This is a genomic window from Streptomyces griseorubiginosus, assembly GCF_001514195.1.
GTDB classification, from domain to species: Bacteria; Actinomycetota; Actinomycetes; order Streptomycetales; family Streptomycetaceae; genus Streptomyces; species Streptomyces griseorubiginosus.
In genome coordinates, this window is record NZ_KQ948748.1 from 128,279 (window position 1) to 141,140 (window position 12,862).

Sequence of the window (12,862 nt, forward strand, 5' to 3'; positions counted from 1 at the left end):
AATGGGGGCGGCGGAACAACGTAAATCTCGTCATGCCGAACGGGCGGGTCGCGGTCAGCCAGGCGCACACCACGCCGAAGCTCACGGACCTGCTCACCCGCGACATGCAAGCGGTGCTCAACACGCTGGCGGACAACTACAAGGTCAGCACCAACAACGTCGGCTACTCCACGCCGCCCACCAACCCGGTCAACAGCCCCGGAGGCCCCGGCCCCACAGACTCCGGCGGTACCAGCGGCTACGGCGGGCCCGACCCGTATCCCGACTTGGGCTCGGACTTCGGCGGCGGAAATCTGCCTGACTTCGGTTCCTCGGGTCCGGACAGTCCTGCGCCGTACCCCGACATGGGTTCGGGCGGAGATGGCGGGAATGTGCCGGACTTCGGTTCATCAGGTCCGGACAGTTCTGCGTTGTATCCCGACATGGGTTCGGGCGGCGGCGGCAGCGGCGGTGGGAACCTGCCGGACTTGGCGGCTTCGGGGGGCCCAGCGCCGTACCCGGGCGGCGGCTCCGATGGTGCCGGCGGGAACCTGCCGGACTTCGGCGACACGGGTGCGGCCAGTCCTGTGCCGTATCCCGGCGGCGACACCGGCGCGGTCGGCGGCACGCTCGATCCGAGCATGGACGCGGCCCTGAACCCCGGCGGCACCGGGCCTGTCACCGGGGACATGCCCGGCCCGGTCCCGTATCCCAACCTCTCGCTCGGCACCGGCGCGGGCGGAGGCAAGACCGGGGCGTCGGAGGACTCGAGCAAGGTTCTCTCGCCGTATCCGGACAGTGCCGACGACTTCGGCACCGGATCCGTTGGCAGCCCTGGCAGCGTCGACCTCCCCGGAGACTCCGGACCCTCCGAGGCGTCCGGTTACTCCGGCTCCGACCTGCCCGCCTTGAACACGTCCGGAATCGCCACCCCGGACCTCGGCGAGCAGTTCCAGCCCTACCCGGAAACCTCCCTCGCCTCCGACACGGTCGGCCAGGGCGTCGGCAGTCCCGGCACTGTGGGCTCGTCGATGCCGATGATGCCGATGGGTGGGATGGGTTCGGGTGCGGGCGGTGCGGGTGCGGGGGGTTCGGACGTGCCGCCGTCGGATGCGTCGGGTCTGTTGCAGGGCAGTGCGGAGCCGTGGCAGGGGAACACGTCGCTGGGCGGGGTCGGCAGCCTGCCGGACGGTACGGTGTCGGGCGGTCCGGGCCTCGATCTGCCGGGCGGGCCGTCCTCCCAGACGGGTCCGGACGGTCTGGATGGTCTGGACGGTTCGGCGGTCGGCGGGGGCACGCCCGCGCAAGGCCCGGGCGTAAACGCCGCCAGTACGCCGATGATGCCGATGATGCCGATGGGCGGCATGGGTGGCATGGGTGCGGGGAACAACGACGGCGACCGGCCCGCGTCGGACGCTTCCGGACTCCTGGCTGGCGACCGCGAGCCGTGGTCGGTCACCCCGGTGCGGCACGGCGTCGACGCCGGCACCTCGCCGGGCGCGGCGCCGGGCGCCGGGCAACTGCGGTTGCCCGGCATCGACGCCGCGGCCGCGGCCGGACCCGCGGCCGGGGCGGATGACTCCGGCTCCGCGTCCGCCGCCGCGCCGACCGGCGTGCCCGCCGGCCCGGATGTCGCCCCTGAGACCACGTCACCGGCCGACGAGTCCGCGACCGCATTGCTGGAAGGGCTGTCGTTCCTGGCGGCCGGGGCGTGGGGCGCCGCGGCCGGTTCCGGGGTGGGCGTGGCCGGCCGCCCGGACGACCGCCGCGGCGAGCGGTCTACGGCATGGCAGGACGCGCTCTGGGAAACAACCCCGGCCGAGGGCGTCGGCGCGCCGGACGCCACGTCGGCGGATGATGCCCCAACGACGTCCGACGAGGCGGGAGTCGGTTCGCACTCGCAAGAGGTCGCTTCGGCGGGTGCCGTCCCGGCGGGCGCTGCGCAGCCGGATGTCGGCCCGCACGAAACTTCTCCTGCGGACTCCGGCGCGCCGGACGCCGTGGTCCACGCGGGGTCCGAGCTGCAGGAGGCTGCTCCCGCAGGGGCCACTCCGGCGGGCGCTGTTCCAGCGACGGCCACTTGGGCGGGCGCGGGCTCGCAGGGAGCCGACCCGGCCGGCTCCGGTGCGCCGGACGCCGTTCGTTCGGATGCCGCTCCGGCGACCGCCGCTCAGGGAGTCGGCCCGGAGGAGGGGGCGCAGGCATCGGAGGCTGAGGTCCCGGCGACGGCCGGCGCCGTGTCCGAGGCGGCCGCCGTCACGCCCGCGGCAGTCCCCCTACGACTCGAAGCGCAGGGTCCGCGCGCTCCGGGTGTGGACGACGTGGGGGCGGAGGCGGGCGCGGATCAGATCGCGCCGCATGCAGGGTGGGAGGCGGTCGCGCAGGCCCAGCCCGCCGACGTGGCCGCCTCCCCGGCGCTCGGCCACCCGGCGCAGGGGACGGCGCACGAGACGCTCGCCCACCCGGCAGGCGCGACCGTCGCCGCGTCGGTCGGCACGGCCGGTTCGGGCAGTTCGGCCGGTTCCGTCGGTCCGAGCAGCAGGCCGCTTCAGGCTTCAGCGCAGACCTCCCCGCAGACCTCCCCGCAGACCTCCCCGCACCCGCCGGTCGAGGGATCGGCCCGCAGGCCGGTGCAGAACGCGGCCTCCGGAGTGCGTACACCAGCCGCCGGTTCCAGCGCCGATGTTCCCGCTGTCGTCCGCACCGACGCGGCGCGCACCGGTGCCGGTGCACCCGCCGACCCCGTAACCGCCGCTGCGGGACCGGCAGTCGACGACGTGTCCTCCTGGGACGCGCCGGACACTTCGCTGCTGCACTTGCTCGGGGAACCCTCCGCAGGGGCATCCGCTCACACCGCCGGGTCCGGCGCGCTCACCGCGGACCAGGGGACGGCCGCCCTCATCGGGGCCGCCGGCGCCGCGTATGCGGTCGGACGACTCAACTCCGCAGGCGCGGCAGAGCCGTTCGGCGAACCGGTACGACCCGCCTGGAAGCCGAAGCCGCTCGGTCCCGGTACCCCGCGGCGCATGGAGTTCACCTGCGCGACCGGGCCGGACGAACGGCCGGTCGCGCAGAACTCCGACGAGCCGGAGGATCCAGACGCCCAAGGCAACGGCCGGAAGGGCGCCAAGGGCAAGAAGGCGGACGACCGCGAGTCCAGCAGCGTGGCCGAACTGCTGCGGCAGAGCAAGGAGATCTGGGGAGCCGGCACGCGCCGTACGGGCACCCCCGGCTGACATCCGGCCACCGCCGCGCGGTGGTGGCCGGTGTGTATGAAGGCAGAACCGGCTGTTCACACGGTCAACGACGCCCGCACCCGCTTGGTATCCGAGTCCCGCCGGGCTTGACTCGATCGCGTCCGGCCGGTGGGGACCACAGCAGGCAGGAGGACATCGATGCCATCCCCCTACGACCAGCAGATCGAGGATCTGCTGACCGAGTACCGCAGCGCGCGGGAGCAGGCGGTGGACACCCACCGCCGCATCAGCGAGATCGAGGCCACGGCGACCGCGCCCCGGCGTTCGGTCAAGGTGACCGTCGGAGCGCAGGGCCAGGTGACCGCCCTGGAGTTCCCCACCAGCGCCTACCGCACGATGGCGGGGAAGGAACTCTCGAAGGTGATCGTCAGCACCCTGGAGAAGGCTCGTGCCAAGGCGCTGGAACAGGTGATGGAGACAGCCCTCGGACCCCTGCTCGGCGGCCTGACGCCGGCCGCGCTGGCACGGGGCGACATCGACCCGCGTGCGCTGATCCCCGAGGACGTGCGTATGCCGGACGCGGTCCGGGCGTACATCGAACAGGGACTGGGCGCGACGAAGGCAGGCGGACGTGAGTAGCAGCGGGAACGACGGGGGTGCCTCTTCGTCCTCTGGGTCCTCTGGGGACGGTCAGGTGCACGTCGACACCGAGAAGATCCAGCTGGCCGCCGACGCCCTGGGCGAATTGGCGTGGACGCTGAAGCAGGCGGCCCACACGCTGGAGGAACGGTCGGAATCCCTCGGCCAGCCGTGGGGTGACGACGAGAACGGCAAGAAGTTCTTGGCCAACTACGCGCAGTCTCACTCCGACGCGGTGAAGGCCGGGACCGATGGCGGCGCGGCGCTCGCCGACGCGGCAGGCCAACTGAACGACCTGGTGGCGGCGTTGAACGCCATCGAGGCCCAGGCGGTCATCACCGGCCAGCAGGTGGCGATCGAACCGACCAACGGTGCGTGACGGATGAGCGGTACACCGGAAGGAGCCGAGGGCGTGGCGAGCACGGCATCGCAAGGAGCTGAAGGAGGGGGAGAGGCCCCCTACGAGATGCCGACGCCGCCCGACCACGTCGTGGAAGCCGCCAGGCTCGCCCCCGACCACTGGTTCGGCCTGATCGACCCCACCTGGTCGGGGCAGGGCGAGCCACCGGAGTGGGCGATGATCGGCAGCTGGCGTTCCGACGAACACGGCGAGATCGTGGAGTGGCAGGAGAACGAGGACTACCGCCCCTCGCCGAGGGCTCTGGGCTGGGCCGACCCGACCGACCCGGTGGACGCGGCGATCCAGCTGGCCACCACCGACTACGGACCGCCCGAGGACATCGCCCGCGCCCTGGCCGTGCAGGAGATCGCGGTGTTCATGGCGCCGGGCGGCGCCCTGCTGTCCGCCGTGGCGCCGGACGACGAGACCCCCGTCGTACCGGTGTTCACCTCACCGCAGCACTTGCAGACCGCGGGCCGCCTGTCCTTCCGGCCGATGAAGGCCCCTGAGCTGCTCAACCTGGTGCCCGAAGGCCATCTGCTCTTCCTCAACCCCTCCGGCCCGGTGAGCATGACGCTGGAACTCGGGCCGCTGCGCGAGGCGGTCGAGGCCGCGGGCGTCGCCGACCACGAGGACGGCTGGCTCGGCGCCCTGGACGACCTGCTGCCCGCCTCGGTGGCGGCAGACGACACCGCTGCCTCCTCCGACGAGGACGGTCCGGGCCGGGCCGCCGTGCCGTCGGCTCCCGTCGCACCCCCGCGTGACGGCTCCGCCGCGGCGGCCGACGTGGCGAGGGGCGACTTCCTCTGACCGGCTCCCCGTCCGCTGTCGCGGCGCCCCCCTGTTCTGCGGCGGGCGCCGTACCGCGGCATGCCCGGACGGGCGGGTGGCACGCATGAGCATCATGATGCCGCCGGAGCTGGAATGGGTGGCCGCCCTGGCCGGCGGCACCTGGCCGAAGGCGGACGAGGACAAGCTGTGGGAACTGTGCCAGGCGCACAAGGACTACGCGAAAGAGCTGCGCTCGATCTCCGAACGGTTCGGGAACGTGCTCTCCGACGTCCGGGCGGGCGTTTCGGGCGCGACGGCGGAGCAGTTCGAGTCCTACCTGCAGAAATTCCAGGGGAACCTGGATGATGTCGCGTCGGCCTGTGAGACGCTGGCCGACCGAATAGACGAGTTCGCGGTCAAGGTCGAGTACGCCAAGCTCATGATCCTGATGACTTTGGCCTCGTTGGCGGCAGAGATCGCCTTCCTCGCCTGGTTCGCCCCCTGGGCGATCAGCGCCTGGCTCGCCGCGGGCCGGAGCATCATCACGAGGATCATCGCAGCACTGGGACTGGGCGCCTTTGTCGGCGGGGCATTGGGCGGCGTCATGTCTGCGGCGGCCCAGGGCATCCAGTTCCTCATGCATCACCGGCACGATTTCAGCTTGGGTGATTTCATCACCGCCGTCGGGTCCGGTGCGCTCGCCGGATCCATCACCGGCGGACTGTTCGGGGGGGTGGCAGAGCTCGGCGCGCCCGGAGAAGCCATCGTCTCCTCGCTCCTGGGCAAGATGGCGCTGGGCGGTCTCGGCGGCGCGGCCGGGACGGCCGCCTCGGACGCGGCGTTCGGCCTCGATGGCTCCCCCGGGCTCGGTTTCGTCGCGGGCCTGGTCGGCGGCGCGATCGGGCACACACCGGCGCTGCGCGGCGGCAAGGGCGGCCCGGACGGCGACGGCTACGTCAACATCCCGGAAATGGACGAGACGCCACCCGACCTCGGCGGCGATGTTCCGCACGTGTCCACCGAGACACCGGGCCCGGACACTGCTCCTCCCGAGGGCGCGAGTGGGTCCGGCCCCGTCGGTGCCGGTGTTGGTCTTTCGGTCGACGGGCCGGGCAGTGGTCGGCGTGGGCCGGGCGATGAGGGAGGTGAGTTCGACGGCTGGGAGAGCGAGGCCGGTTCGTCCTACGGCGAGCCGTATGCGCCGTACGAGGGGTCGGGCACGGGCTCTGACGGGAGCGAGCGTGACCCGCTGCTGGGCGGTTTCCAGGAGAACGGCGGGCAGGCCGGGGGCTCCAACGGCCGCGGCTCGGGCGGCCTGTTCCCCCCGGCGGAGTACAAACCGATCCCGGAATCCCCTCACTTCCGCTGGGACCCACCCGACGAGCAGACCCCAGAGGCCGGGGGCGCGACGAGCGTGGTGTCCTCGGACAACGGGACGGTGCGGGGCGGCAGCGTCGTCTCGGGGATCGACGACCAGGAACGGCCGCCGGTCTCAAAGTCGGGGGACGGGCCCCGGAACCCGTCCGGCACGCCGCCGATCACGTCCGAGCTGAGCAAGCTCGCTCCGCCCGCCCCCGCAGGCACGAGGCTCACCCCCGAGGCGCTCCGCCAGGTTCCCGAAGAGGAGGGGGACCGGGTGAGCTCCTGGCTGGAGCAGAACGGGCAGCAGACGCCGCCCCCGGCGGCCGGCGACGGTCCGCACGGGCAGAATCCGCTGAACTCGGGGCCGCGGACCGCTCCTGACGGCGGCCTGCCCGGCATGGAGGACCCGCAGGGTCCGCAGCCGCCCTCGACGGTGAACGCGGGCCAGGCACCGCACGGCGTTGCGACGCCGCCGGAGCGTCCGCCCGTGCCCCCCACCGTCCCGGAGCCGCGCGAGATCGAGACGCCCACAGCGCCCGCGGACGGGACCACCACCCCGGAGCAGCCCGCCGGCATCGTGCAGCAGCCGGGCGGCGGCTCGACGCACACCGGCACAGGACCGCAGCCGACGCCGCGGACCACCACGGCGGGCGGTACAGGCACGCCCCCTCGTACACCGCGACCGTCGGAGGCCGGCGCGCCGGAGAAGACACCGCAGCAGTCCGGCCCGCAGGAGCACGGTTCGACCGAGCCCGGCCTCCAGGAAACCGGCCCGCAGCAGAGTGGTTCGCGCGAGGTCGGCGGCGAGGAAACCGGCCCCCAGCAACCCGAGTTGACCCCCGGCGCGCCGCACCCGATCTCCGACGGTCCGCCGCCCGCCCCGTCCCCCACCGGTACCCCGATCCGCGACCCGGAGGCGACCTCTTCGGAATCCGGTACCGAGACGGAAAGCCTGTCCGGGCGGTCTTCCACGGCAACTGAGGCCGGGACCGACGCGACGTCGATCCTCGGCACGGACCCCGAACATCCCGCCGCGGAACCGGGGCTCGCCCCCGCCGGCGAGGTCGCGACACCGCATGCGGCCGCCGACGTCACGTCCCAGCCCCCGGACGGCGATCCGACTGAGCCGACTGGGCCCGGAACCGGAACACCGCACCCGGCACACGAGAACGAGCACCCCGGGTCTGGGAACGACCCGTCCGGCGACGCTCTCAAGCCGCCGGAGATCGGCCCCTCTCCGCTCAAGCCGGTGTTCCAGTGGAACGCCTACCGCGCCGACCGCGACGCCCGTACGAATGAGTTCCTGCACTACTTCCAGCACGAGGAACCCGGTCATGCGGCCGCGGCCCTGACGGACGGCTACCGCTACTTCGTCCAGAAGGACCTGTTCCGCGGCCGGTACCTGCCCTTGGACAGCATCGGTCACCGGCAGGCGGAGGAGTACTTCCTCCGCGCCGTCCTCGACGACTTCAAGAAGCAGTGGCAGGACAAGGGCCCCGAGGGCTACGCCAAGGCGGCGTGGGACAAAGCCTTCGAACAGCACATGGCGACCGCCGACCGCTACTTCGCCAACGCGTCCTCACGCCACGCCGAACTGGTCCGCATGGAAAAGGAGTTCGCCGACGCCGTTGAGCAGGCACGGGAGAACGACCTGTTCGGCGGGCGGTACCTCCAGGAGGCGGAAGGCGTGCCTAGCCGCGACGACTACGAGACCGACCACTACAAAGATCCGACCTACGACACCGACAACGGCAAGCCGCGTCCCGGCGAGGACGGCTTTGTGCCGACGTCCCTGTCCCACCTGCGCGCCGACACCTTCGCGAAGGTCCGCTCGATCGTCGACCGCGCCCACAAGGAGTTCCCCGACGACCAAGCCGCGCAGAGGGGGGCGATCGACGCAGAGGTCTCGGCGCTGCGCGAGAACCTGCCGCAGCGGATCGGACTGCTTGCGGACTCATCCAGGGAGGTCCATGCAGCCACGCGACGGCTTGACGAGATCCTCAACTCCGAGGACGACTTCAACGACTACGGGCTGCCGGAGCACGTACTCGATGAGGAGAACCTCGCCAGGCTCCGTCAGGAGTTCCAGGACGACCTCCACATGTTCTACCAGCGCGCATGGCAGGCCTTCGATCCGGCGGCGGCAGCCGCCCGCGCGCAGGAGGAGCTCCCGCACAACTGGCAGCAGACCGTCCACGACATGCGCAGCGCTTTGGACGGTCGGCTCGCGCGTTCAGCGCGGCCCGGGATCAGCGAGGAAGACCTTGCCGGGCTCCGTCGGGAGTTCGAGCATGACCTCACCATGTCCCTCCAGTGGCCCTGGGAGGAGGCCGAGCCTCCTGGGGCCCGCCCCCGGCCGGAATTCGACGGGGACGATTCTGAGTGGTCTTCCGCGGACACGGTGGTGGGGAGCGAGTCCGATTGGTCGTCCGATTGGTCTTCCGCGGACACGGTGGTGGGGAGCGAATCCGGGTGGTCTTCCGCGGACACGGAGAATTTCGGCGGGGAGGATGTCGCCAGGCTCCGTCAGGAGTTTCAGGACGACCTTCGCGCATCCTTCCAGCAGGCACGGGAGGCCGCTGATCCGGAGGCGGCAGCCGCCCGCGCGGAGGCGGAGTTCGCGCGTTACTGGCAGCAGACCGTCGACCGGATGTTCGACACCTTGGGCAGCCGGATCGGGCATGCCGAGTTCCGGCAGTTCCGTAATGCCGATCTGCAGGAGCGGCTGAACGAGGCGTTCGGCTATTACGAGGACGAGTACCTGCGGTCCCTCGACGAGGGCGCCCAGCACCGCCTGACGACCGAACTCACCCACGTCAACGAGAAGATGGTGGACGAGCACTGGTTCGGCCACCTGAACCGGCCGGACACCCGGGGTCACGTCCAGCCCCGTTGGGACGGCGACGACAAGCGGCCCACCCGCTCCTACGACGACAACCGAGCCCAGCTCGATGCCTCGGTCGAGGCGAGGTTCGACCACGAATTCAACCTGAGGGAGGTCCTTGAGCGCGCCGCCGAGGATTTCCATCCTTTGCGCTGGGACGAGGACGCGCAGCTGGAAGCCCCCGTGGGGGAGAGGCTCTCGCCCGCTGACGCCCTCTTCAAGGAAACCGCCGACGACTTCCGCACGGAAACCGCCCGCACCTTCGACAACCTCTTCGCGCCGCATAAGCACAACATCGACGCATGGCTCGAGCACGAGAAGGACCACGAGAACACCTTCCAGAACACGCTGGACTCCCTCCCGTCCTCCGACCCCGCTCCGGCACCGCCCCGTCCGCCGGAGCCCGAAGCCTCGCCCGATCCGGGGGCCTCGCCGGAACTGGCGACATCCCCCGATCCCGGGGCCTCGCCGGAGTCGGCGACCTCGCGCGGACCAGGCCCGGAGTCGGCGCCCGAGTCCGGACCCCGCTCGGAACCACGTTCTCCCGCCGAAGTCGGCGTCGGCTCGCAGTCCGCCCAGACAATGGTCCAGCGGCCGTCCCCGCCGCGGACCACTCCCGTCGTCAACCGCCCCGCGGACCACGCCGCCGAACATTCCCCCCACGAGCCGGCTCCGCAGGAGCAGATCGTGTCCGCCCGCCCCCAAGAGCAGGCGTCGGCCCACGCCGAACCGGAGCCCCCTGCCACCGACGCCTCCGCCGCCGGATCGCTTTCCGAGGCAAGAAACGGCCAGTCGAACGCGCGGGCGGTCTCTGACACCTGGGCCTTTGCCAAAGAGAAGGCGATCGCCGGCGCCGGTGGGCAGGGTTCACCGGCGGAACGTGTCGCTGCGTGGAAGCAGTACGACGACGCGGTCACGAGGCACAACTCAGCCAAGCAAGACCTGTACGGGCCGCTATATGGCGATACACATCAGAACCTGCAGCGGTGGCGTGGGCGGTTGCGTGAAATCGCCGTCATGGAAGCTCGGTTGACCCGGGCCCGTCAGAAGTTGCAGGACCTGGGGATGGATCCGGACGAGATCGGGTCGCGGATCGACAGGGCTTTCCACGAGTGGCGGGAACGAGAGCGACTGGGCTGGGCGCCGCCTGCTTCTACCCCCGAGTCGCTCCCTGAGAACCAGGACGGTCCGCAGCAGGCTCCCGCCGGGACGCGGCACGTCCCCGTCGAGTCCGACAACCTGGCAGCCGACCAGCTGAACCCACCGGACGTGCGGCAGGACGGAGCCGGCGGCGGGGCCCAGCCGCCGGTCTCCGGCGAGGCCCCGCGGGCAATGCCGGCCACCGACGCGCCGCGGAACGACGGACCACTGTCTGACTCGGACTCCACGGCTCTCTCCGAGCAGCAGTCACCGTCGGGCCTGGAGCAAGGCCCGGAGCCGGAGACGGGCGGCTCTGCGGCGCAAGCCGAGTCGTCCGACCCGGCTCCCACGAACCAGACCCAGACGGCCGCCTCGGAACCGGCCCATACCCCCCCACTGCACGCGTCGACCGAGGTCAAACTGCCGCCGGTCGTGGCACTGCGGATGGAGATTCGGTCGGAGTTGATACGGCTGAAACGTCCTGAGCTGGTCGAGCAGATACCGGGCCCCGAGGGATTGCAGGAGCGGCTCGACAACCGGCCTGACGGACTGCACCACGCGGACTCACGCCGGTATGCGCGCCAAATCGCGCTTGAGCTGATCCGAAACGACCTCGCTCAGCGCCAGGGCCGCAGCATCGAGGAAATTCCCCGGCCGGACACTCTGCAGGGTGGGGGATACGGAAAAGAGAAGGAATACGCGCACCCCATGCGCTTCGTCAGTGCCTCCGGGGAAGAAATCGACCCGAACACCGTGGAGAGCCTGGCGCTGGCATACGGACCAGATCCGGATTCGGCGCTCATCGTCGTCGAAATGAAGAAGTTCTACCGGGGCCCGCACGGTGAGTTCTTCGCAAGCCGCGACGACGGTCTGGCCGCGCATGGATTTCCGGCCGGCGCCGATATCGCGGACGGCGACATCCCCGATTTCGCGGTGCGGGTGCCCGTCCCCGAGCCCATCTTCGGCGTCGCGCAGGTCCATCCCGAAGAGGACATGCGCGCCGATCTCGTCGAACTGCACGAAACGGAAGCGGAACTGGAATGGGCTCTTGACAGCATTCCAGGCGAGCCGGGCAGCCCACCGGTCATTCCGCTCGCGAGTGTGCTGCCGGACGGGTGGGAGTTGACGGAGCTGGGCCGGATCGCGCTCATCGGACCGCGGCCCATCGGGGGCTGGCCCGGAGCCAACGACCAGCACAACATCGGTGTGCCGCTGACCGTCACGCGCCCCTTCCTCGGGTTCGTCCACCAGCACACCACGCGGGACCAGAGCCAGGGCTGGTACACCCGCGACCACCTCGGTGACGCCCTGGCCTTCGCCGATCAACTCGCGGCGATGTTCATCTCCACGCAAACCATCGGAAGGGTCACCCCGGAATCACTGGCGGATGCTCACCGGCTCCTCGCCATCCCCGACCGTGCCGTACAGGAGATACGCGGTCACGCCGCTCTGCTGTACGTCGAAGCGGCCATGAACGTCAGTGTCGGCTTGAGCAAAGGGCTTGACAAGGGGCACGCCGCGGTGCTGCCGCGGCACGATCCGGAACAGCTCTTCGAATCCTTGACTCCGCGGGCGCAGAGGTTCCTGTCCTCCGTCGAACACGCCGTCCTGACAGATTTCGACGGCCGCATCCGGAGCAGGATTCCGCGCATGAGCGCGATGTACGAATCCATGCAGGGTCGTCCGCTCAGCCCCGGCGCCGAGGTGGATCCGCTCAGCTTCCCTCTGCTGAACGAGGAGCTGACCGTCGCAGACCTGCTGCGCACGGGCTTGGGGCTCGGTGGACGCAACCCGGTCACGATGGAGGATGTCACCGCATCCAACACGCTGGATGGACTGGACGACGCCAACGGAGACTTGCTTCTCGCAGTGCAGGAGCTCCGCTACTTCGGGCAGCGAGGCGTCACCGCCGAACAGTCGTTCCAGCAGGAGATGGCCGTCATCAATGCGGCGCGCGGCCTTTACTCGCGGGCGCAGCGGCTGAACCGACCGAACGCCGCCGACGCCGAGCTGGTTCAGCAGGCCTACGGCTGGCTCTGGCAGCGTCAGCAACAACGCGACCTTCTGCCCACCACGTTCGGCCTGCGCGGCGGCGCCCCGGCTACGTCACAGCCAGCGACATTGTCCACCGGGGGGAGTTCCGGCACGAGGTCGGCTTCGCGGCAGGGCAACGCGCCCGCCCCGGAGACGGCTCAGCAGACCACGCAGGAGGCCCCGGCTGCCGCCCCCGGTCCGTACGCGGCGCCGCCGCCGACGCCCCGGTTCGGTGGGGCGCCGATGGCGCCGGACAGCGTGCAGGGAGCGGTGGCCGTGCAGGGGATGGAGGGCGCTGCCGGTCTCGTGGAGTCGGCGCGCGTCGTGGCGCGGCGGTACGCGGGGGCGCCTGGCGGTGTGCCGCAAGCGGTGCTGGACGGCGTGGAACGGCTGGGTGGCGAGGGTCGCGATGAGGGCTATGGCGAACGCTGGTGGGCGGCGCGGAACGCGGCGGCG

At 71.2% G+C, this 12,862-nt stretch carries 5 protein-coding genes; all 5 read left to right on the top strand.

The genetic code is table 11. The features are described from left to right. The first annotated feature begins 32 nt into the window (after positions 1–32). Positions 33–3,215, top strand: a complete 3,183-nt coding sequence (locus AQJ54_RS40415; RefSeq protein WP_062246296.1) for a hypothetical protein — start codon at positions 33–35, stop codon at positions 3,213–3,215. Positions 3,216–3,374: 159 nt separating this feature from the next. Next, positions 3,375–3,815, top strand: a complete 441-nt coding sequence (locus tag AQJ54_RS40420) for a YbaB/EbfC family nucleoid-associated protein (RefSeq protein ID WP_062246297.1) — start codon at positions 3,375–3,377, stop codon at positions 3,813–3,815. Positions 3,816–3,870: 55 nt separating this feature from the next. Continuing rightward, the gene (locus tag AQJ54_RS40425) at positions 3,871–4,194 is read left to right on the top strand and encodes a hypothetical protein (protein ID WP_062246298.1); all 324 of its coding nucleotides are present in this window, start codon (positions 3,871–3,873) and stop codon (positions 4,192–4,194) included. A 33-nt stretch (positions 4,195–4,227) separates the two neighbouring features. After that, positions 4,228–5,025, top strand: a complete 798-nt coding sequence (locus tag AQJ54_RS40430; RefSeq protein WP_248845564.1) for a type VII secretion system-associated protein — start codon at positions 4,228–4,230, stop codon at positions 5,023–5,025. A gap of 85 nt (positions 5,026–5,110) precedes the next feature. Then, positions 5,111–12,862: WXG100-like domain-containing protein (locus tag AQJ54_RS40435; protein ID WP_487248028.1), on the top strand; the 7,752-nt coding region annotated here is incomplete at its 3' end.

Bases quoted from the DNA above. Each gene is read 5' to 3' on its own strand.
- AQJ54_RS40415 (WP_062246296.1), top strand. From the start codon at position 33: ATGCCGAACGGGCGGGTCGCGGTCAGCCAGGCGCACACCACGCCGAAG.
- AQJ54_RS40420 (WP_062246297.1), top strand. From the start codon at position 3,375: ATGCCATCCCCCTACGACCAGCAGATCGAGGATCTGCTGACCGAGTAC.